Here is a 21,334-nt window from a genome sequence, read left to right as displayed (position 1 = left end):
GGGATGTGTTTGTGCGCAGTGACCGGGGCATGAACACCTTCGGCATTCACCTTCCGGTCTGAATGCTCAGCCAAGCCCTGTGGCGAGGGGATTTATCCCCGCTCGGCTGCGCAGCAGTCGCAAATCCTGTGCAAAAGGTCCAAGAATCTTTGAGGCTGGAATTCTTGGGGCCGCTTCGCAGCCCAACGGGGATAAATCCCCTCGCCACAGGCCACCATCACGCACAGACCGGGTTGTTACCCGTGCCGATCTTTGCTTTTGCTGTAACAGTCATTTATGAAAATCACGCTGTTTCCCAACCCTCGGCAACCTTATCTTTGCCCGCACCAAACAGCACTCGCCAAGCGAGAAGGTTTTCAAGATGTCCAACAGTATGGGTATTGCCAGCGCATTCGTTTTGTCCTCATTGATCCTGTCGCCGATGGCGATGGCTGAAGAATCGCAAACGTTCGTCGCGCAAAAAGTCGCTCGCGCACAGGCATTCGATCAGCATCAGGCCGAAGTGATGGCCAAGGCTCAAGACGCGACGCAATCCCCACAGGCCGCTACTTCCCAGGCTCAAGCGCTCGAGAAAGACAGCTGAGTCGCACCGCGAAAGATTTCCCTCGACGCGGTTGTTTGGCTCTTCCCGTTCAACCGTCGTCACTCCAGGCCGCTGCCATTCAGCGGCCTTTTTTCGTTGTGGTCTGAAAGCCGTCTGCTGCGTCTGTAACAACAAGAAACATCAAGCCGCTCAAGAACCAGAGCGGCCCGCTGACCCAAGGAGCCCCACCGCACGTGTTTTACCCTGTCCGCCTCACCCCGCTGTTCATTGCAATTGCCGCAACGATTGCCCCCGCTGTCCACGCCGATGAGTCTGCCCAACAGGGCTTCGTCGCAGGCTCGAGCCTCAACCTCAACGCCCGCAACTACTACATGAATCGCAACCGCTTGCAGAAGGCCGACGACAATATCGAGTGGGGTCAGGGTTTTCTCGGCGTGTTCCAGTCCGGCTACACCGAAGGCACGGTCGGCTTCGGCGTCGATGCCCACGCCATGCTCGGTTTGAAACTCGACGGTGGTGGCGGGACCGACGGTTCGAGCATCCTGCCGATCAGCGATGGCAACGGCAAAGCGCCGGGCTCGTTCTCCACCGCAGGCGGGACGTTGAAGTTGCGCGCCTTCGATACCGAGTTGAAGGCCGGTGATCTGTTCCTCACCAACCCGGTCATCGCCGGCGGCGACACGCGGATGCTGCCGCAGACCTTTCGTGGCATCAGCCTGAGCAACCACAGCTTCGACGGCTGGTTGATCGAAGGTGGCCAGGCCAGTTTCACCAAGCCCTATAACCAGAGCGGTCATACCCGCATCGGAACGTCGTACGGTTCGCTCGCCGACGGTGACGAAAGCCAGCACCTGAACTGGGCCGGTGTGGCCTGGAGCGGAGTTGAGGGCCTGACCAGCAGTCTTTACGCCTCCGAGCTCAAGGACATCTGGAACCAGTACTACTACGACCTCGACTACACCTGGCAACTGAACGATCTGGTCAGCCTCAACCCGGGCCTGCATTTCTATCACACGCAAGACACCGGTGATGCGCTGCTGGGCAACATCGACAACAACACCTGGAGCACGCATCTCACCGTCGGCATCGGCAACCACAGCGTCACCGCCGCCTACCAGCGGGTCAACGGCAACACACCATTCGACTACATCAGCCAGGGCGACAGCGTTTACCTGGACAACTCGCAGCAGTATTCGGACTTCAACGGCCCGAACGAACGCTCGTGGAAGCTGAAATACGCTTACGACTTCACCGGTGTCGGCATCCCCGGCCTGACTTCGGCGCTGTCTTATTCACGCGGCACGGTGGACCTGACCAAAGCCGACCCTAACAGCGCAGGCTATTCGAGCTGGTACAGCGCCGATGGCCGCAACGCCAGACATTGGGAACGCGATATCGATTTGCAGTACGTCGTGCAAAGCGGCCAGGCCAAGAACCTGGCGGTGCGCCTGCAATGGGCGACCAACCGGGGCGGCAACGGCTACGGCGCGATTGATTCGGATACAGATGAATACCGCGTGATCATCGACTACCCGGTCAACGTCTTCTAAGATCGGCGCTGCGTTTTTCAGACCCTGTGATCTACCCTGTGGGAGCGAGCCTGCTCGCGAAAGCGGTGTGTCATTCAACACAGATGTTGACTGACAATCAGCTTTCGCGAGCAGGCTCGCTCCCACAGGTTCGTCCGGCGTCAGCCCTACTAAGCTTACGAAACCACACCTACCGACAGCCCATCATGATCGCCAGCCGCAAGCCTTCCACCACAGGCCTTACCGGTCGCCCCGAGCGCCTGCTGATCCTCGGCAGCCTGCTGACCGTGATTGCGATGGTGTGCATCGTCACCTTCCTGCTGATCCGCGAGTACGCCAGTGCGCAGGAAGTCGCCACGCGCCGCGCCACGACCATCGCGCAATTGATCGATGCCGATGTGCTGCGCACCGTCGAGCTGTACGACCTGACGCTGCAAGGGCTGATCGCCGCCGCCCAGCGTGACGACCTGCAGAACGTCTCGCCGCAGATCCGTCATCTGGCGCTGTTCGATCGCTCTGCCACCGCGCGCTTCAAGGGCGATATCCTCCTGCTCGACAAGCATGGCGAGGTAATCGCCGACTCCTCGCGCATCGAACCGAAACCGGGCAATTTCGCCGACCGCGATTATTTTCTCGCCCACGCATTCAACCGCGACATCGGCATGTTTATCAGCCGCCCGTTCAAGACCCGCTGCGATTGCGAAGAAGCCGATCAGTGGCGCATCAGCTTCAGCCGGCGCATCTCCTCGCAGACCGGTGAATTCCTCGGCGTGGCGGTGGCGTCGCTGAAACTCGACTATTTCGACGACCTGTTCAAAAGCCTCGACATCGGCACCGACAGCACGTTGAACATCATCAACAGCGATGGCGTGCTGCTCGCGCAGAAGCCGTATCTGCAGAGCGATTCGGTCGGCAAGAGTTTCGGCAACCGGCCCAACGTCGTGCGGATTCTCAGCGACCGCGATGGCAGCGGCAGTTTCACCAGCACCTCTAGCATGGATAAACAACGGCGGCTCTACACCTACTCGCGGGTCGGCAATCTGCCGTTGACCGTGATGGTGGCGCTGTCCAGCGAGGAAGTGTTCGGCACCTGGCGGCGCACGGCGATCCTGATCAGCGGCGCCACCGGCGTGTTGTGCCTGGGGCTGTTGTGGCTGACCTGGCTGCTCGCTCGGGAACTGCGTTTGCGCCATCGCGCCGAACGCGAACTGGCGCAACTGGCTGCCACCGATGACCTGACCGGCGTGGCCAACCGGCGCATGCTCGATCAGACCCTGCGCCACGAGTGGTTCCGCGCCCAGCGCTCGGGCCAGCCACTGTCGGTGATGATGATCGATGCCGACCACTTCAAGGCCTTCAATGATCGACACGGACACCAGGCTGGGGATCAGGTGTTGCGCGAGCTGGCCAAGGTAATAACCGCGAACGTGCGGCGTCCGGCGGATCTGGTCGCGCGGTATGGCGGGGAAGAGTTTTCGGTGATTCTCGCCGAGACTGACAGCGCGGGAGCGCAGCAGATCGCCGAGCAGATTCGCCAGGCTGTGGAAAACTTGCCGTGGGTCGAAGGCGCTGAGCGCGCGATGACCGTGAGTATCGGCATCGCTACGTGGACATCGGCGAGCGAGATGACCTTGGAGCAGCTGCTGTTTTCAGCGGACAAGGCGCTGTATCAGGCCAAGGAAGGCGGGCGCAATCGCGTTGTGGTGTCAGTTTAAAGTCAAAAGATCGCAGCCTTCGGCAGCTCCTACATCTGGAATGCGTTCCCCTGTAGGAGCTGCCGAAGGCTGCGATCTTTTGCTTTTGAAAGGGCATAAAAAAAGGCCATCCGAGGATGGCCTTCAAAAAACTAGAGAGGTTTTTTACTTACACCGCCGCAACCGGGCGCATGTAAGAGATTGGTGCGGTGCTGGCGTCTTCGAACGTCACCACTTCCCAAGCGTCTGTCTGCTCAATCAATTTGCGCAGCAGCTGGTTGTTCAGTGCATGACCGGACTTGAAGCCTTTGAACTCACCAATCAGGCTGTTGCCCAGCAGGTACAGGTCGCCAATCGCGTCGAGGATCTTGTGTTTGACGAATTCGTCTTCATAACGAAGACCGTCTTCGTTCAACACGCCATCGGCATCGACCACGATTGCGTTTTCAACGCTGCCGCCGAGTGCGAGGTTGTGCTTGCGCAGGTACTCGATGTCACTCATGAAACCAAAGGTACGAGCGCGGCTGACTTCTTTAACGAACGAAGTGCTGGAAAAATCCACGCTTGCACTCTGGGTGCGGTCCCGGAATACCGGGTGATCGAAATCGATCTCGAAGCTCACCTTGAAGCCTTCGAAAGGGACGAAAGTGGCGCGCTTGTCGCCGTCTTCCACTGTCACTTCACGCAGGATGCGGATGAATTTCTTGGCGGCGTCCTGTTCTTCCAGGCCTGCCGATTGAATCAGGAATACGAAGGGTCCAGCGCTGCCATCCATGATCGGGACTTCGGACGCGGAGAGCTCGACGTAGGCGTTATCGATGCCCAGGCCAGCCATGGCCGAGAGCAAGTGCTCTACCGTGTCCACTTTGACGTCGCCATTGATCAGCGTCGTCGACATAGTGGTTTCACCGACGTTTTCCGCGCGGGCAGGAATCTGCACCACAGGGTCGAGGTCAGCGCGACAAAACACAATGCCAGTGTCGACAGGCGCAGGCTTGAGGGTCAGATAGACCTTCTCACCGGAGTGCAGGCCTACACCTGTGGCACGGATAATATTTTTCAGTGTGCGTTGTTTAATCATGGCTTGGGCCGCTTCAGCGCAAATTGCGAACTGGTATCAACAAAGGCTGGCGATGATAGCAGACCATGCCTTTGCTGAACACCAATCACCTTCATAGCCCTGATACATTCCATCAATCGGCCTGACGACGCAGGAATGCCGGAATGTCCAGGTAGTCCAGGTCATCCTGCGGATTCATCTTCGCGGCAGCCGCAGCACCGGCCTGAGCCTGGTTGCGCATGACGGTCGGACGGTCCAGATCACGGTAGTTCACCGCTGGCTGCTCCTGACGGGCCGGAGCCGGTTGTTGCACCTGGGCGGAAGCCATGGAGGTGTGAACGGTGTTGTCGATGACCTTCACAGGCTTCTCGATTTTCGCGCCCAGACCGGTGGCAACCACGGTTACGTGCAGCTCGTCGCGCATGTCCGGATCGATAACGGTACCGACCTTGACCATCGCGTGCTCGGAAGCGAAGGCTTCGATGATCGAACCAACGTCGGAGTACTCACCCAGGGACAGGTCAGGACCGGCGGTGATGTTCACCAGAATGCCGCGCGCGCCTTGCAGGTTGACGTCTTCCAGCAGCGGGTTGCGGATTGCCGCTTCGGTGGCTTCACGTGCACGGTTCGGACCGCTGGCGCAGCCAGTGCCCATCATTGCCATGCCCATTTCGCTCATCACGGTGCGCACGTCGGCGAAGTCGACGTTGATCATGCCCGGACGCTTGATGATGTCGGAGATACCGCGAACGGCACCGGCCAGTACATCGTCAGCCTTGGCGAAAGCCGACAAGAGGCTGGCGTCTTTGCCGAGGATGGTCAGCAGTTTTTCGTTTGGAATGGTGATCAGCGAGTCGACGCTTTCCGAAAGCATGCGGATGCCTTCGTCGGCAATCTGCATACGCTTGCGGCCTTCGAACGGGAACGGACGGGTCACGACCGCAACGGTCAGGATGCCCATTTCCTTGGCCACTTCAGCGATGATCGGCGCCGCACCGGTACCGGTACCGCCGCCCATGCCGGTGGTGATGAACACCATGTTGGTGCCGGCCAGCACTTCAGCAATGCGCTCGCGGTCTTCCAGAGCGGCTTGACGGCCGACCTCAGGATTGGCGCCGGCGCCCAGGCCTTTGGTCACGCCAGTGCCCAGTTGCAGGATGGTCCGCGCGCCGATGTTTTTCAGCGCTTGAGCATCGGTGTTGGCGCAGATGAACTCAACGCCTTCGATGTTGCTCTTGACCATGTGATTGACAGCGTTGCCGCCGCCACCGCCGACACCGATAACTTTGATTACCGGGCTTGCGGGGATGTTGTCTACGAGTTCGAACATTTTCCCTCTCCTTACATTCTCTAGTTTTTTCGCCTACTGCTGTTTGTAGCGGTGTATCTACTGCAGTTGCTTGCCGCTTGAAGCTTGTCGCTCCAGGCTGCTTTTAAAAATTGCCCTGAACCCACTTTTTCAGTCGGTCCAGCAGCGGCGCCTGAGGCTCTTCGCTGCTGTAGCTGTCGCGGCTGCCGATGCCGGAGAACGAAACTCCGTCGGACTGCTTCTGCAGGCCGTACATCAACAAACCGACGCCAGTGGAATAAATCGGGTTGCGCACCACGTCATCCAGACCTTTCACGCCATGCGGCACACCAAGGCGCACCGGCATGTGGAAGATTTCTTCGGCCAGTTCAGTGGCGCCTTCCATTTTCGACGTACCGCCGGTGAGCACGATGCCCGCCGGAATCAGGTCTTCGTAGCCGCTGCGACGCAGCTCGGCCTGGATCAGGGTGAACAGTTCGTCGTAACGCGGCTCGACCACTTCGGCCAGGGCCTGACGCGACAGCTCACGCGGTGGACGGTCGCCAACGCTCGGCACCTTGATGGTTTCACCGGCACCGGCCAGTTTGGCCAGGGCGCAGGCGTAACGGATCTTGATCTCTTCGGCGTACTGGGTCGGAGTGCGCAACGCCATAGCGATGTCGTTGGTCACTTGATCACCGGCAATCGGGATCACCGCGGTGTGACGGATCGCGCCTTCGGTGAAGATCGCGATGTCGGTGGTGCCGCCGCCGATGTCGACCAGGCACACGCCCAGTTCTTTCTCGTCGTCGGTCAGCACCGAGTAGGCCGAGGCCAGTTGCTCGAGAATGATGTCGTCGATTTCCAGACCGCAGCGACGCACGCATTTTTCAATGTTCTGAGCAGCGTTGACGGCGCAGGTGACCACGTGAACCTTGGCTTCCAGACGCACGCCGGACATGCCCAGCGGCTCGCGCACGCCTTCCTGGTTATCGATCACGTAATCCTGCGGCAGGGTGTGCAGCACGCGCTGGTCAGCCGGGATCGCCACGGCCTGGGCGGCGTCGAGTACACGCTCAAGGTCCGCCGAGCTGACTTCGCGATCACGGATCGCGACGATGCCGTGGGAGTTCAGGCTGCGGATGTGATTGCCGGCCACGCCGACGAACGCCGAGTGAATGCGGCAGCCGGCCATCAGTTGGGCTTCTTCGATCGCGCGCTGGATCGACTGCACGGTGGATTCGATGTTGACCACCACGCCCTTCTTCAGACCGCGGGACGGATGCGTGCCGATCCCGACGATTTCCAGCTGGCCGTCGTCCGCGACCTCGCCTACCAGCGCCACCACTTTGGAGGTGCCGATATCCAGACCGACGATCATTTTGCCGCTTTGCACGTTTGCCATGGGTCCTGCCTCTTCTTAATTCTTTGCGACAGCGGGTTGGGCTGTCGTCGGCGCTACGGGTTCCCGCCAGCCAACAGCGAGGCCGTTGGCGTAGCGCAGATCGATGCGCGCAATGTTCGTAATCTGCTCTTTCAGCGTCTTGTCATAGATGGCGATGAAGCGGCGCATCTTTTCCACCAGGTTGCCGCGTCCCAGCAGCAACTCGATGCCGGGGCCGGAACTGCCGGCACCGGTGGTCAGGAACCAGCTGCCGCGTTCACGCAATTCCAGGCGTGCAATCGAAAAACCCAGCGGCCGCAGCATCTGGCTCAGCACCTGATACTGCTGCATCACCTGCTGCTGAGCCCGTTGTGGGCCGAACAGCTGCGGCAGGTGTTCATAATTCGCCAGCTCCTTGGGCGTGAACGCCTGGCCCTGGTTGTTGAGCAACGACTCGTCGCCCCAACGCGCCACCGGCAATTGCTCTTCGAGGCGGATCACTACCTGATCCGGCCACACCCGACGCACTTCGGCGTGGGCGATCCAGGGCATCTGCTCGAGCTCGGTACGCATACCGGCGAGGTCGATGGTGAAGAAGCTCGACGCCACGAACGGCGCGATCCGCTGCTGCACCGCCTGCTGGCTGATGTAGCTCAAGTCGCCCTGCACCGCGATCTTGCTGATCGGCCGGTCGGCGTACGGCAGCAAACGCTGCGCGCCTTCGTAGGTACCAAAGCCCAGCGCCACCAGCAGCACCGGCCAGAACAGGCTTTTCAGAAAGCCGAAATTGGCTTTCGGCAGGCGCGCGGACATCGGCTCTTTCGCCACCATTCGGCTGGCACCCCGCGGCACCGGCTTGCGGCCGGGTGCGGGTGGCTGATGTCTGAGATGAGCGCCTTGCATGGTCTTAACCTCGCGCCTCTGTTGCGCCTGCGTCTTCAACGCTGGCGGCCAGAATGGCCAGAACCAGTTGCTGGAAATCCAGACCGGCAGCCCGCGCCGCCATCGGCACCAGGCTGTGATCGGTCATGCCCGGTGCGGTATTGACTTCGAGGAACCAGAACTGCCCGTCGGCGTCCTGCATCACGTCCGCCCGGCCCCAACCGGCGATACCCAGCGCCTCACAGGCCTTGGCCGTGAGTTCCATGAGTTCCTGTTCCTTGGCCGCGTCGAGCCCGCACGGAATGCGGTACTGGGTATCGTTGGCGATGTACTTGGCGTCGTAGTCGTAGAACGTGTGCGGTGTACCCAGGGCGATAGGAGGCAACACCTGGTCACGCAGGGTGGCGATGGTGAACTCCGGACCTTGAATCCATTGCTCGACCAACACTTGCGAATCGTAGGTACTGGCCGCTTTCCATGCGTCGATCAACTCGGACGCAGAATTCACTTTGGCCATCCCGATACTTGAACCTTCATGCGCCGGTTTGACGATCAAAGGCAAGCCCAGTTCCGTCGCCGCCGAAATACAATCGGCTTCGCTGCACAGCACGGCGTGACGCGGCGTCGGAATCCCGAGGCTGTGCCAGACCTGCTTGGTACGCAGCTTGTCCATCGCCAGTGCCGAGGCGAGGATGCCGCTGCCGGTGTACGGAATGCCGGCGCATTCGAGCAGGCCCTGCATGCTGCCGTCTTCACCGCCGCGACCGTGCAGAATGATGAACGCGCGGTCGATCTTTTCGCTGAGCAGACGCTGCAGGAAGTCTTCGCCCACATCGATGCCGAACGCGTCGACGCCAGCGCTTTGCAGCGCTTCGAGCACGGCGTTGCCGGATTTCAGCGAAACCTCACGCTCGGCACTCAGGCCGCCGAAGAGCACGGCGACGCGGCCGAAGTCTTTCGGCGCGATGGTGGAGAACAGCTTGGCGTAGGCAGCAGTCATTTCAACTTCCCCTCGACCGGCGCCGCCACGGCGCCGGCGAACAATTCACTTTTCAACAGCTTCGGCGCGAGACCGCCGATATCACCCGCGCCCTGGCACAGCAGAATGTCGCCGGCGCGCAGCAGCGGCTTGACCAGCGGTGCCAGGTCAACGCCACGCTCGATGTAGATCGGGTCGAGCTGACCGCGCTGACGGATGCTGTTGCACAGCTTGCGGCTGTCGGCGCCCGGGATCGGCTCTTCGCCGGCCGGATAGACTTCCATCAGCAGCAGCACGTTGGCGTCGGCCAGTACATTGACGAAGTCGTCGTACAGATCACGGGTGCGGCTGTAGCGATGCGGCTGGTAGACCATCACCAGACGACGCTCCGGCCAGCCACCGCGCACGGCTTTGATCACCGCAGCGACCTCGGTCGGGTGGTGACCGTAGTCGTCGACCAGCATCACGTTGCCGCCGTCTACCGGCAGTTCGCCGTAGACCTGGAAGCGTCGACCGACGCCCTGGAAGCCCGACAGGCCCTGAACGATGGCTTCATCGCTGACGCCTTCATCGGTGGCGATGCAGATGGTCGCCAGCGAGTTGAGCACGTTGTGGTTGCCGGGCATGTTCACCGACACGTCCAGCGGCTCGCGATCCGGGCGCAGCACGGTAAAGAAGGTCTGCATGCCCTGCTGGCGCACATTGATGGCGCGTACGTCGGCGTCTTCGCTGAAGCCGTAGGTCACGGTCGGACGTTTCACCAGCGGCAGGATTTCGCGCACCACCGGATCGTCCAGGCACATCACCGCCAGACCGTAGAACGGCAGGTTGTGCAGGAATTCGACGAAGGTTTTCTTCAGTTTGTTGAAGTCACCGTCGTAGGTCGCCATGTGGTCGGCGTCGATGTTGGTGACCACGGCCACCAGCGGCTGCAGATGCAGGAAGCTCGCATCGCTTTCGTCGGCTTCGGCGATCAGGTAACGGCTGGTGCCGAGCTGGGCATTGGTGCCCGCTGCGTTCAGACGACCACCAATCACGAATGTCGGGTCCAGACCACCGGCCGCGAACACCGAAGCGATCAGGCTGGTGGTGGTGGTTTTGCCGTGGGTACCGGCGACGGCGATGCCGTGGCGATAGCGCATCAGCTCGGCGAGCATTTCTGCGCGCGGCACTACCGGAATACGACGCTCAAGGGCAGTCGCCACTTCCGGGTTGGAGGTGTTCACCGCGCTCGACACCACCAGCACATCGGCAGTAGCGGCGTTCTCGGCACGGTGACCGATGAAGATCTGCGCGCCAAACGATTCCAGGCGCTCGGTGACCGGCGACGCTTTCAGGTCGGAACCGGAGACTTGATAGCCCAGGTTCAACAATACTTCAGCGATGCCGCACATGCCCACGCCGCCGATGCCGACGAAGTGGATGCGACGGATGCGGCGCATTTCCGGTTGTGGCATGGCTTTCTGATTCTCAACCATGGGCCACCTCCAGACAGGTATCGACCACGCTACGGGTGGCATGGGGTTTGGCCAGTCGGCGGGCCGCTTGGGCCATTGCTTCGAGTCGTTGCGGTTGCATCAAGACCTCTGTCAGGCGCGCGGCAAGATCCGCGGCACCAGTCGTTCTTTGCGGCATCAGGAAGGCAGCGCCTTCGCGGGCCAAATAATCGGCGTTGCGGGTCTGGTGATCGTCGATCGCGTGGGGCAAAGGCACCAGCATCGAGGGCAGACCGGCGGCCGCCAGCTCACTGATGGTCAACGCGCCAGCGCGGCACACCACCAGGTCAGCCCAGCCATAGGCCTGGGCCATGTCTTTGATGAACGGCTGCACCTGCGCTTCCACACCCACGGCGCGGTAACGCTCGGCAGTCACTTCATCGTGATTTTTGCCGGCCTGATGAAACACTTCCGGGCGCAGGTCGGCAGCGACTTGGGCCAGGGCTTCAGGCAGCAATTTGTTCAACGGTTCTGCGCCCAGGCTGCCGCCAAGGATCAGCAAACGCGCTTTGCGTCCGGCCAGCGCCGGTCGCGATGTGTCGAGGAACAGCTCGCTGCGCACCGGATTTCCGGTGGTACGGCGGCTGTCCGACAGAGTAAAGGTGTCGGGGAACGCTTCACACACTCGGGCGGCGAACGGCACCAGCAACCGATTGGCGGTGCCGGCGACAGCGTTCTGCTCGTGAACGATCACCGGCACGCCGGCCAGTTTCGCGGCAAGACCACCAGGACCAGTCACATAACCGCCGAAGCCGACCACGCACACAGGCTTCAGGCGGCGCATGATCGCCCGCGCCTGCCACACCGATTTCAGCAGCATCAGCGGCGCCTTGAGCAGCGACAGCTTGCCCTTGCCGCGCAGACCGCTGGCGTCGATCCGGTGCAGTTCAAGCCCAGCCGCCGGAACCAGTTCGTTTTCGATCCCGCGTGGCGTGCCGAGCCAGTGCACGGTGTAGCCGCGCGCCTGAAACTCGCGGGCACAGGCCAGCGCCGGGAACACGTGGCCGCCGGTACCGCCGGCCATGATCAATACATTAGCGCCCATGAGTCGGCTCCTCGGCGAAGTCGCTCTCCTGGAATTCCATCTCTTCGCTGCCCAGGTGGGTTCGACTCTCCCACTCGATGCGCAGCAACAGGCCGAGACAGGCGCAGCAGATCACCAGCGAGCTGCCGCCGTAACTGAGGAACGGCAAGGTCAGCCCCTTGGTTGGCAGCAGGCCGACGTTCACACCGATGTTGATCAGGAACTGACCAATCCACAGGAACGACAAGCCGTAAGCCACGTAAGCGGCAAAGAACTGCTTGGCCTTCTCCGCCCACAGGCCGATGTACATGCCGCGAATACACACGAACACGAACAGCGCGACGGTGCACAGCGAACCCACCGCACCGAGTTCTTCGGCGAGTACCGAGAACACGAAGTCGGTGTGCGCTTCCGGCAGGTAGAACTGCTTCTGCACGCTGTTGCCCAGGCCGACGCCCAGCCACTCGCCGCGACCAAACGCGATCAAGGCCTGCGACAACTGATAACCGGCGCCGAACTGGTCGGCCCACGGGTCGGCGAAGTTGGTCAGACGCGCCATTCGATAGGGCTGCATCTGGATCAGCAGAACCACCGCGCCAACCGCCAGCACCACCATCAGCGAGAAACGGAACAACCCGACCCCGCCAAGAAACAGCATCGCCGCCGCCGCGCCCATCATGACTACGGTGGCACCGAAGTCCGGCTCCATCAGCAACAGACCGGCCATTGGCAGCAGGACGATGAACGGCTTGAAGAAGCCCATCCAGCTTTCGCGTACTTCTTTCTGCCGGCGCACCAGATAACCGGCGAGGTAGATCACCACGAACACCTTGGCGATTTCCGACGGTTGCACGTTGAAGAAGCTGAAACCGATCCAGCGCATCGAACCGTTCACTTCGCGGCCGATGCCGGGGATGATCACCATCACCAGCAGGCCGAACGCACCGATCAGCATCATCCAGCCGAGGCGCTGCCAGGTGGCGATCGGGATCATCATGGTGACGATGCACGCGCCCAGGCCCAGCACCACATATATAAGGTGGCGAATCATGTAATACAGCGGACTGCCCGACTGTGCCGCCGCCACTTCGGTGGACGCCGAGGCGATCATGATCAGGCCGAGACCGAGCAGCGCCAGGCAACCGGCGAGCATCGGGAAGTCGAGGTCGATGCCACGCCCGGTGATCAGCGGCGACGGGTACGGCTTGATGATGTTTCTCAGGTTCATGCCAGTTCCTCCACAGCGCGGACGAACTGGTGACCACGGTCTTCGTAATTCTTGAACATGTCGAAACTGGCGCAGGCCGGCGACAGCAGCACCACGTCACCCGGTTGGGCAGCGGCGCGGCATTGCTCAACGGCGTCAACCAGCGAGGTCGCGCGAATCAGCGGCACGGCATCACCGATGGCTGCGCCGATCTTGTCGGAGTCGCGGCCCATCAGCACCACAGCGCGGCAGTTGGCCGCCACCGGATCGCGCAGATCGTTGAATTCGGCGCCTTTGCCGTCACCGCCGGCGATCAGAATGACCTTGCCGTCGATGTCTGCGCCCAAACCTTCGATGGCGGCCAGAGCGGCGCCAACGTTGGTGGCTTTGGAATCGTTGTAATAGGCCACGCCGTCGAGATCGCGCACCCACTGGCAGCGATGCTCGAGGCCGGCAAACGTGCGCAACGCCGCGAGCATGGCGTCGAACGGCAGGCCCACCGCGTGACCCAGTGCCAATGCGGCGAGCGCGTTGGACTGGTTGTGCGCGCCGCGAATCTTCAGTTCACGCACCGGCATCAGGTTCTGGAATTCGAAGGCCAGATACTTCTCGCCGTCTTCTTCGCGAATGCCGAACGCTTTGAAATCCGGTTTGCTCAGGCCAAAGGTCCAGCATGGCTGGCCTTCGCCGATCAATGGACGGCTCAGGGCGTCCTGACGGTTGACCACAAACTGCTTCGCGCCCCGGAAGATCCGGTGCTTGGCCAGGTGATAGGCTGGCAGACCGCTGTAGCGATCCATGTGGTCTTCGCTGATGTTCAGTACGGTGGCGACTTCGGCGTTGAGCTGGTCGGTGGTTTCCAGCTGGAAACTCGACAACTCCATGACGTACAGCTCGACGTCATCGCTGAGCAGATCCAGCGCAGGCGTGCCGAGGTTGCCACCGACAGCGACGCGCTTGCCGGCCGCAGCCGCCATCTCGCCGACCAGAGTAGTGACGGTGCTTTTCGCGTTGGAACCGGTGATCGCGACGATCGGCGCCCGCGCATTACGCGCGAACAGTTCGATGTCGCCGGACATTTTCACGCCACGGGCAGCGGCGGCTTGCAGGGCCGGGGTCGCCAGCGCCAGGCCGGGGCTCACGTAGAGCTCGTCGGCACGGCAGAGGAATTCGACGTCCAGCTCGCCACAACGCACTTCCACGTGCGGATAGTCACGCTTGAGCGTGGCCAGTTCCGGTGGATTTTCCCGCGTGTCGGCCACAGCAAACGACGTGCCCCGGTTCGCCAGGAAGCGAACCAGGGACATGCCGCTCTTGCCGAGGCCGACAACGATGCGGAAGTGGTCAGAAGCGATCAGAGACACTCGTTCTACCTCAGCTTCAGGGTGGCAAGGCCGACCAGGACCAGAATCACGGTAATGATCCAGAAACGGACGATCACGCGCGGCTCGGGCCAGCCCTTGAGTTCAAAGTGGTGGTGAATCGGCGCCATGCGGAACACACGGCGACCGGTCAGCTTAAAGGAGGCAACCTGAATGACCACTGACAGGGTTTCCATCACGAACACGCCGCCCATGATGAACAGGACGATTTCCTGACGGACGATAACCGCAATGGTGCCCAGTGCCGCGCCGAGTGCCAGGGCACCGACGTCGCCCATGAACACTTGCGCCGGATAGGTGTTGAACCAGAGGAAACCGAGGCCGGCACCGATCAGCGCACCGCAGAACACAATCAGCTCGCCCGCGCCCGGCACGTAAGGAATCAGCAGGTATTCGGCGAATTTCACGTTACCCGACAGGTAGCAGAAAATCCCCAGGCCGCCGCCGACCATCACGGTTGGCATGATCGCCAGGCCGTCGAGGCCGTCAGTCAGGTTGACCGCGTTGCTCGAACCGACAATCACAAAGTAGGTCAGCACGATGAAACCGGCGCCCAGCGGGATGCTGTAGTCCTTGAGCATCGGCAGGATCAGCGTGGTTTCCACCGGCGTCGCGGCAGTCATATAAAGGAAGATCGCTGCGCCGAGGCCGAACACCGACTGCCAGAAGTATTTCCAGCGGCTCGGCAGGCCACGGGAGTTTTTCTCGATGACTTTGCGGTAATCGTCGACCCAGCCGATGGCGCCGAACAGCAGGGTCACCAGCAGCACCACCCAGACGTAGCGGTTGCTCAGGTCAGCCCAGAGCAGCGTGCTGACGCCGATCGACGACAGGATCAACGCGCCACCCATGGTCGGCGTACCGGATTTGGACAGGTGCGATTGCGGGCCGTCGTTACGTACCGATTGGCCGATCTGACGGTTCTGCAGAGTACGGATCATCCACGGGCCATAGCACAGCGACAAGACCAGCGCGGTCAGCACACCGAGAATCCCGCGCAGGGTCAGGTACTGGAAGACCGCGAAGCCTTTGTAGAACTGTTGCAGATACTCCGCTAGCAGCAGCAGCATTAATGTTTCTCCAGACTGGACCCGCACAGAGCCGCAACGATGTTTTCCATCGCTGCGCTGCGCGAACCCTTGATCAAAATGGTGGTGTTTGTGTCCTGCTCGGCGGCGAGGGCCTGGATCAGCTCGGCCTGGGTGCCGAAGTGCTGCGCCTGCTCACCGAAAGCGTTTACCGCGTGGACCATGTTCGGCCCGACCGCGTAAAGCGCGGAAACCTTGCCTCGGGCGTACTCGCCCACGTCGCGGTGCCCCTGCTCCGCCCAGTCGCCCAACTCGCCGATATCTCCGAGCACCAGGACGGTGCGGCCGGAAAAGCCGGCGAGTATATCAACGGCCGCACACATCGAGGTGGGGTTTGCGTTGTAGGTGTCATCGATCACGCGCATGCCGTTTTTCGCCAGTTGCGCGACGGTGCGGCCCTTGACCGGTTGCACCGCGCCGAGGCCGGTGGCGATGCCGAACAGCGACACGCCCAAGGCGTGCGCAGCAGCAGCGGCAGCCAGGGCATTGGCGACGTTATGGGTACCGAGCAGGTTCAGTTGCACGCGCTCACTGCCTTCAGGCGTGTGCAGATTGAACGCCGGGCAACCACGGGCATCAGTGGCCAGATCGCTGGCATGGAAATTCGCCTCGCTGTTGCTCAGGGCGAAGGTCAACACCTGACGACCGGCAGCGCGGGTCTTCCAGATACCGAAAGCCTTGTCATCGAGGTTGAGCACGGCGATGCCATCGGCGGCCAGGCCTTCGATGATTTCGCCCTTGGCTTCGACGATTTTTTCCGGACCGCCGAACTCACCAACGTGAGCGGTGCCGGCGTTGTTCAGGATCGCCACGTGCGGTTTGGTCAGGCCGACGGTGTAGGCGATTTCACCGAGACGCGAAGCGCCCAGTTCGATCACGGCGGAGGTGTGTTCCGGCGCCAGTTCGATCAGGGTCAGCGGGACGCCGAGGTCGTTGTTCAGGTTGCCACGGGTCGCCAGCACCGGACCGCGCGTGCGCAGGATGCTCGCGAGCATTTCCTTGACCGTGGTCTTGCCACTGGAACCGGTCACCGCCGCCACTGGCTGGGTGAACGCAGCACGGTTCAAGGCGCCGAGTTGGCCCAGCGCCTGACGGGTGTCCTTGACCAGCAATTGCGGCAGCGCGCTGTCGGCGACTTCGCGCTCGACCAGTGCCGCCACGGCGCCTTTACCGGCAACGTCGTTCAGATAATCATGACCGTCGAAACGCGGGCCGGTCAGGGCGATGAACAACTGGCCGGACTGGATCGCCCGACTGTCGATGCTGACGCCGTCGAAACTCGCGTCAGCGCCGATCAAACGGGCTTCGAGTGCGTTGGTCAGTTCGCTGAGTGTCAGGGCCTTAAGCATGGGCCACCTCCCACGCGGTCAGGGCATGATCGGCCTCGACCAGATCGGAAAACGCATGGCGCACGCCGTTGATTTCCTGATAGTCCTCGTGACCTTTGCCGGCCAGCACAATGACGTCATCAGCGGTTGCGCCAGCAATCAATTGCGCAATGGCCTGGCCGCGACCGGCGACGAAAGTGACTTTATCCACAGCGCTGAAACCGGCGCGGATGTCGTCGAAAATCACCGCAGGATCTTCGGTGCGCGGGTTGTCGTCGGTCACCAGCACTTGGTCGGCCAGACGCTCGACCACTTCGGCCATCAACGGACGTTTGCCGCGATCGCGATCACCGCCGCAGCCGAACAGGCACAGCAATTGGCCCTTGACGTGCGGGCGCAGCGCAGTGAGAACTTTTTCCAAGGCATCCGGGGTATGGGCGTAATCGACCACCACCAGCGGTTGCGTACCACCACCCAGACGCTGCATGCGCCCGGCCGGACCTTCGAGCTTCGGCAGCACTTTGAGAATTTCGTCGAGGGCGTAATCCAGACCGAGCAAGGCGCCGACTGCGGCCAATACGTTGCTCAAGTTGAAACGGCCGAGCAGCGTGCTGCGCAGGTGATGCTCGCCCTGTGGCGTGACCAGCGTGGCGCGCACGCCGTGGTCGTCGAACTGCGCTTCGCGGCAGAACAGGTACGCGCTGCTGTCGAGCAGGCTGTAGGTGATCAGGCGCGACTCGCGTTTTTCCGCCGCCAGTTGCCGGCCGAAATCGTCGTCGAGATTGACCACGCGGCACTTCAGGTCATTCCAGGCGAACAGCTTGGCCTTGGCCTCGGCGTACGCCTCCATGGTGCCGTGATAATCCAGATGATCGCGGGACAGATTGGTCATCACCGCCACGTCGAACGCCAGCGCGGTGACCCGGCCCTGATCCAGACCGTGGGACGAGACTTCCATGGCCACGGCTTTCGCGCCGGCCTTTTTCAGGTCGCCCAGGGTCGCTTGCACGGCAATTGGGTTCGGCGTGGTGTGCAGGCCACTTTCCAGCGCGCCATGGAAACCGGAACCGAGGGTGCCGACGATGCCGCAATGCTGGCCGAGCAGATCCAGCGCCTGCGCGACCAGTTGGGTCACGCTGGTCTTGCCATTGGTGCCGGTGACGCCGATCAGGTTCAGGTGGTGACTCGGTTCACCGTAAAAACGCCCGGCGATGTCCGACAGCTGCGCCGCCAGACCCTTGACCGGAATCAGCGGCACGTCAGTGATCGGCAGCACGGTGGCGCCTTCGACTTCATAAGCCACGGCAGCCGCGCCGCGTTGCAAGGCATCGGCGATGTGCGCACGGCCATCGAAGCGGCCACCGGGCACGGCGAGAAACAGATCGCCGGCGCGCACGTTGCGGCTGTCCAGCGCCAGTTCACGGATCAACAGATCATGGCCGGCGTGGGGAAATATCTTGTTCAGACTTAATGACATCAGCCGCGCCCTCCATTGGCTTTCAGCGGAACGACCGGGGTGGCGTTGGCCTGTTGCGTGGTCGGCAGGTTGTCCGGGGTCACGTTCATCAGGCGCAGGGTGCCGGACATCACACGGCTGAACACCGGCGCCGACACCAGACCACCGAAGTAACCGGCCTTGGTTGGCTCATCAATCACCACAACGATGGCGTAACGCGGATCGCTCATCGGGCCGAAGCCGGCGAACAGCGAACGGTAGGAGTTTTCCGCGTAGCCCTTGGTGCCAACCGAAGTCTTGCGCGCCGTACCCGACTTGCCGCCGACGTGATAAGCCGGCACTTGCGCACGGAACACGCCGCGCGGTGCTTCGATCACTTGCTGCAACATGCCCTGCATGGTTTTCGCCACGGCTTCCGGCAGCACTTGCGTGGTCTGCGGCATCTTGTCGGTTTTGATCAGGGTCAGCGGCGCGAGGCGACCGTTGTTGGCCAGTGCCGAGAACGCATGCACCAACTGGATCGCGGTCACGGAAATACCGTAGCCGTAAGACAAGGTTGCAGTTTCAGCCTTGCGCCATTCGCGATAGTTCGGCAGATTGCCGACACGTTCGCCGGGGAAGCCCAAACCGGTGTCCTGACCGAGGCCGACTTTCTGCGCGAGGCGGAAAATGGTTTCGCCGCCAATATCGAAGGCGACTTTACTCATGCCGACGTTACTGGAATTGATCAGGATGCCGGTCAGGTCGAGCACCGGCCCTTCGGTCTTCGACACGTCTTTGATGGTGTATTTGCCGATCTGCAACGAGCCCGGATACACCTCGACGGTGTCGCTCGGTTTCCAGCGGCCGGTTTCGATCGCCGCGCTCATGGAAATGGCTTTCATGGTCGAACCCGGCTCGAACACGTCGATCATGGCGCGGTTGCGCATCATCGCCGGTTGCAGGTTGCGACGGTTGTTCGGGTTGTAGGTCGGCTGGTTGACCATGGCCAGGATCTCGCCGGTCTTCACGTCCATGATCACCAGACTGCCGGCCTTGGCGCCGTTCTCGATGATCGCGTTGCGCAGTTCGCGGTTGGCCAGGTATTGCAGACGCAGATCAATCGACAACGCCAAGGGCTTGCCGGCCTTGGCGTTTTTGGTGACCTGAACATCCTTGATCAGCCGGCCACGGCGATCCTTGATGACTTGTCGTTTGCCCGGCACCCCGGCCAGCCATTCGTCATAGGCCAGCTCGACGCCTTCGCGACCGTGATCGTCGATGTCGGTAAAGCCGACCATGTGCGCGGTGACTTCACCGGCCGGATAGAAGCGGCGGAATTCTTCGATGCCATAGACGCCCGGCACTTTCAGATCGAGCACAGCCTGGCCCTGCTCGGGGGTCAGCCCGCGCACCAGATAAATGAATTCTTTGTTGGCCTGGGCTTCGAGGCGTTCGCTCAGGGCTTTCGGGTTCTGGCCCAACGCTGCGGCAAGTGCCGGCCACTTCTCTTTGGCCGACTGCATTTCCTTGGCGTTGGCCCACAGCGTGGTCACAGGCGTACTGACGGCCAGAGGCTCGCCGTTACGGTCGGTGATCAGGCCACGGTGCGCCGGAATCGGAATGTGCCGCAGGCTGCGCGCGTCGCCCTGGCCTTTAAGGAAGTCACGGTCGACCACTTGCAGGTCGATGATGCGCCAGCAGATCGCCGCGACCATCAGGCCGAGCAGCGCCACCATCAGGCGGAAGCGCCATGGGAACAGTGCGCCTTCGAGTTTCATCATGGCGCCACCATCTTCACGTCAGCCGCGCCAGGGATGTGCATTTTCAGTTGTTCGGTGGCCAGCACTTCGATGCGACTGTGCGCGGTCCAGGTGCTCTGCTCGAGAATCAAGCGGCCCCACTCGGCCTGCGCCTTGTCGCGCACGCTGAGTTCGTTATAAAGCGTGTTGAGCAACTGCCGGTTCCAGTGCGCGCTGTACGACACAGCAATGGCCGAAAACAGCACGCCGATAAACAGCAGCAGCATCAGAAAGCTGCCGCCGGGCAGTGGTTTGGCGAAAAGCTTGCTCACCGCAACTTCTCCGCGACACGCATGACGGCGCTACGGGAACGTGGGTTGGCTTTGAGTTCGGCGTCGGAGGCCGTCTGCGCTTTGCCGTGGATTTTGATTTTCGGTTCGAAGGCGACGTGGCGAACCGGCAGGTTGCGCGGCAGATTGTCGGCCTCGCCTTTCACCAGCTTGCGCATGAACAGTTTGACGATGCGGTCTTCCAGCGAGTGGAAGCTGATGACCACCAGACGGCCGCCAACTTCCAGCGCTTCCAGCGCGGCGTCGAGGCCGGCTTCCAGATCGCCGAGTTCGTTATTGACGTGAATGCGCAAACCCTGGAACGCGCGGGTAGCCGGGTTCTTGCCCTTTTCCCACGCCGGGTTGGCGACTTTCAGCACTTCGGCCAGATCGGCGGTGCGCTCGAACGGCTTGATGTCACGACGCTCGGCGACGGCGCGGGCCATGCGCCCGGAGAAACGTTCTTCGCCGTATTCCTTGAACACCCGGGCGATTTCTTCCACCGGCGCGGTGTTGACGAATTCGGCAGCGCTGATGCCGCGGGACGGGTCCATGCGCATGTCCAGCGGACCGTCATTGAGGAAACTGAAGCCGCGCTCAGCGTCGTCAAGCTGCGGCGACGACACGCCGAGGTCGAGCAGAATGCCGCTGACCTTGCCGGTCAGGCCTTGCTCGGCAACCACCGAACCGAGCTCGGCAAAGCTGCGCTGCACAACGACAAAGCGGCCGTCTTCGGCCGCTAGCGTTTGCCCGGTGGCAATCGCTTGAGGATCCTTGTCGAATCCGATGAGTCGACCGTCCGGCCCGAGTTGGCTGAGGATCAACCGGCTGTGCCCGCCGCGCCCGAATGTGCCATCCAGATAGCAGCCATCAGGACGTACGGCGAGAGCCTCGACGGCTTCGTCAAGCAGTACGGTGATGTGGTTAAAGCCGCTATCAATAG

18 protein-coding genes and 1 pseudogene are annotated in these 21,334 nt (G+C 61.7%); 3 read left to right on the top strand and 16 right to left on the bottom strand.

Translation table 11 applies throughout. The features are described 5' to 3' along the window. Window positions 1–361 precede the first annotated feature (361 nt). The gene (locus tag D6877_RS02275; protein ID WP_122693152.1) at window positions 362–583 is read left to right on the top strand and encodes a hypothetical protein; all 222 of its coding nucleotides are present in this window, start codon (window positions 362–364) and stop codon (window positions 581–583) included. A gap of 194 nt (window positions 584–777) precedes the next feature. Continuing rightward, the gene (locus D6877_RS02270) at window positions 778–2,094 is read left to right on the top strand and encodes an OprD family porin (RefSeq protein WP_130909694.1); all 1,317 of its coding nucleotides are present in this window, start codon (window positions 778–780) and stop codon (window positions 2,092–2,094) included. Between the two features lie 36 nt (window positions 2,095–2,130). Here the strand turns inward: D6877_RS02270 and D6877_RS29760 are convergent. Further along, a pseudogene (locus D6877_RS29760) lies at window positions 2,131–2,238 on the bottom strand (metal ABC transporter ATP-binding protein); the annotation flags it as partial. Between the two features lie 41 nt (window positions 2,239–2,279). Here D6877_RS29760 and D6877_RS02260 point away from each other — a divergent pair. Then, entirely contained in the window at window positions 2,280–3,788 is a 1,509-nt protein-coding gene (locus D6877_RS02260; protein WP_130909693.1) for a sensor domain-containing diguanylate cyclase, read from the top strand. Window positions 3,789–3,936: 148 nt separating this feature from the next. Here D6877_RS02260 and lpxC read toward each other — a convergent pair whose 3' ends face one another. The 15 genes from lpxC to rsmH all read right to left on the bottom strand — a co-directional run bounded on the left by lpxC (window position 3,937) and on the right by rsmH (window position 21,332). Beyond that, a complete protein-coding gene (gene lpxC, locus D6877_RS02255; RefSeq protein WP_007916984.1) occupies window positions 3,937–4,848 on the bottom strand; it encodes a UDP-3-O-acyl-N-acetylglucosamine deacetylase in 912 nt (303 codons plus the stop codon). 112 nt (window positions 4,849–4,960) lie between these two features. Then, the gene (gene ftsZ / locus D6877_RS02250; RefSeq protein ID WP_016773283.1) at window positions 4,961–6,157 is read right to left on the bottom strand and encodes a cell division protein FtsZ; all 1,197 of its coding nucleotides are present in this window, start codon (window positions 6,155–6,157) and stop codon (window positions 4,961–4,963) included. A 103-nt stretch (window positions 6,158–6,260) separates the two neighbouring features. Then, on the bottom strand, window positions 6,261–7,520 hold the full coding sequence (gene ftsA, locus D6877_RS02245) for a cell division protein FtsA (protein WP_016773282.1): 1,260 nt from the start codon (window positions 7,518–7,520) through the stop codon (window positions 6,261–6,263). Between the two features lie 15 nt (window positions 7,521–7,535). Beyond that, window positions 7,536–8,402: a cell division protein FtsQ/DivIB gene (locus D6877_RS02240; protein ID WP_073473459.1), complete on the bottom strand. Its 867-nt coding sequence runs from the start codon at window positions 8,400–8,402 to the stop codon at window positions 7,536–7,538. Between the two features lie 4 nt (window positions 8,403–8,406). Beyond that, a complete protein-coding gene (locus D6877_RS02235; protein ID WP_016773280.1) occupies window positions 8,407–9,381 on the bottom strand; it encodes a D-alanine--D-alanine ligase in 975 nt (324 codons plus the stop codon). Next, entirely contained in the window at window positions 9,378–10,838 is a 1,461-nt protein-coding gene (gene murC, locus D6877_RS02230) for a UDP-N-acetylmuramate--L-alanine ligase (protein ID WP_039761387.1), read from the bottom strand. The genes D6877_RS02235 and murC overlap by 4 nt, the downstream gene beginning before the upstream one ends. After that, window positions 10,831–11,901 carry an undecaprenyldiphospho-muramoylpentapeptide beta-N-acetylglucosaminyltransferase gene (gene murG / locus D6877_RS02225; protein WP_130909692.1) on the bottom strand — a complete coding sequence of 357 codons (1,071 nt, stop codon included), beginning with the start codon at window positions 11,899–11,901 and terminating at the stop codon, window positions 10,831–10,833. The genes murC and murG overlap by 8 nt, the downstream gene beginning before the upstream one ends. Then, window positions 11,891–13,102, bottom strand: coding sequence for a putative lipid II flippase FtsW (ftsW, locus tag D6877_RS02220; RefSeq protein WP_172667897.1), 1,212 nt, complete (start codon window positions 13,100–13,102; stop codon window positions 11,891–11,893). The genes murG and ftsW overlap by 11 nt, the downstream gene beginning before the upstream one ends. Window positions 13,103–13,104: 2 nt before the next feature. Further along, entirely contained in the window at window positions 13,105–14,451 is a 1,347-nt protein-coding gene (gene murD, locus D6877_RS02215) for a UDP-N-acetylmuramoyl-L-alanine--D-glutamate ligase (RefSeq protein WP_130909691.1), read from the bottom strand. Between the two features lie 5 nt (window positions 14,452–14,456). Beyond that, window positions 14,457–15,539, bottom strand: a complete 1,083-nt coding sequence (gene mraY / locus D6877_RS02210; RefSeq protein WP_016773275.1) for a phospho-N-acetylmuramoyl-pentapeptide-transferase — start codon at window positions 15,537–15,539, stop codon at window positions 14,457–14,459. After that, window positions 15,539–16,906 carry a UDP-N-acetylmuramoyl-tripeptide--D-alanyl-D-alanine ligase gene (murF, locus tag D6877_RS02205; protein WP_130909690.1) on the bottom strand — a complete coding sequence of 456 codons (1,368 nt, stop codon included), beginning with the start codon at window positions 16,904–16,906 and terminating at the stop codon, window positions 15,539–15,541. The genes mraY and murF overlap by 1 nt, the downstream gene beginning before the upstream one ends. Continuing rightward, window positions 16,899–18,362, bottom strand: a complete 1,464-nt coding sequence (locus tag D6877_RS02200) for a UDP-N-acetylmuramoyl-L-alanyl-D-glutamate--2,6-diaminopimelate ligase (RefSeq protein ID WP_130909689.1) — start codon at window positions 18,360–18,362, stop codon at window positions 16,899–16,901. Before D6877_RS02200 ends, murF begins: the two co-directional genes overlap by 8 nt. Continuing rightward, window positions 18,362–20,101 (bottom strand): penicillin-binding protein 2, encoded by a 1,740-nt coding sequence (locus D6877_RS02195; protein WP_174823877.1) that lies wholly within the window; start codon window positions 20,099–20,101, stop codon window positions 18,362–18,364. Before D6877_RS02195 ends, D6877_RS02200 begins: the two co-directional genes overlap by 1 nt. After that, window positions 20,101–20,394 (bottom strand): cell division protein FtsL, encoded by a 294-nt coding sequence (gene ftsL / locus D6877_RS02190; protein WP_016773269.1) that lies wholly within the window; start codon window positions 20,392–20,394, stop codon window positions 20,101–20,103. The genes D6877_RS02195 and ftsL overlap by 1 nt, the downstream gene beginning before the upstream one ends. Next, window positions 20,391–21,332, bottom strand: coding sequence for a 16S rRNA (cytosine(1402)-N(4))-methyltransferase RsmH (rsmH, locus tag D6877_RS02185; protein WP_110603100.1), 942 nt, complete (start codon window positions 21,330–21,332; stop codon window positions 20,391–20,393). Before rsmH ends, ftsL begins: the two co-directional genes overlap by 4 nt. Between the last annotated feature and the right edge of the window lie 2 nt (window positions 21,333–21,334).

The sequence above is a fragment of the Pseudomonas sp. Sample_9 genome (assembly GCF_004307535.1).
GTDB lineage: Bacteria > Pseudomonadota > Gammaproteobacteria > Pseudomonadales > Pseudomonadaceae > Aquipseudomonas > Aquipseudomonas mercuritolerans.
The sequence above is the reverse complement of the archived record's forward strand: the minus strand, read 5'-3'. Positions and strand labels throughout refer to the sequence as shown.

Bases quoted from the DNA above. Each gene is read 5' to 3' on its own strand.
- murC (WP_039761387.1), bottom strand. From the start codon at position 10,838: ATGGTTGAGAATCAGAAAGCCATGCCACAACCGGAAATGCGCCGCATC.
- lpxC (WP_007916984.1), bottom strand. From the start codon at position 4,848: ATGATTAAACAACGCACACTGAAAAATATTATCCGTGCCACAGGTGTA.
- D6877_RS02235 (WP_016773280.1), bottom strand. From the start codon at position 9,381: ATGACTGCTGCCTACGCCAAGCTGTTCTCCACCATCGCGCCGAAAGAC.
- murF (WP_130909690.1), bottom strand. From the start codon at position 16,906: ATGCTTAAGGCCCTGACACTCAGCGAACTGACCAACGCACTCGAAGCC.
- D6877_RS02260 (WP_130909693.1), top strand. From the start codon at position 2,280: ATGATCGCCAGCCGCAAGCCTTCCACCACAGGCCTTACCGGTCGCCCC.
- mraY (WP_016773275.1), bottom strand. From the start codon at position 15,539: ATGCTGCTGCTGCTAGCGGAGTATCTGCAACAGTTCTACAAAGGCTTC.
- ftsZ (WP_016773283.1), bottom strand. From the start codon at position 6,157: ATGTTCGAACTCGTAGACAACATCCCCGCAAGCCCGGTAATCAAAGTT.
- D6877_RS02240 (WP_073473459.1), bottom strand. From the start codon at position 8,402: ATGCAAGGCGCTCATCTCAGACATCAGCCACCCGCACCCGGCCGCAAG.
- D6877_RS02195 (WP_174823877.1), bottom strand. From the start codon at position 20,101: ATGAAACTCGAAGGCGCACTGTTCCCATGGCGCTTCCGCCTGATGGTG.
- ftsA (WP_016773282.1), bottom strand. From the start codon at position 7,520: ATGGCAAACGTGCAAAGCGGCAAAATGATCGTCGGTCTGGATATCGGC.
- D6877_RS02200 (WP_130909689.1), bottom strand. From the start codon at position 18,362: ATGTCATTAAGTCTGAACAAGATATTTCCCCACGCCGGCCATGATCTG.
- D6877_RS02275 (WP_122693152.1), top strand. From the start codon at position 362: ATGTCCAACAGTATGGGTATTGCCAGCGCATTCGTTTTGTCCTCATTG.
- murG (WP_130909692.1), bottom strand. From the start codon at position 11,901: ATGGGCGCTAATGTATTGATCATGGCCGGCGGTACCGGCGGCCACGTG.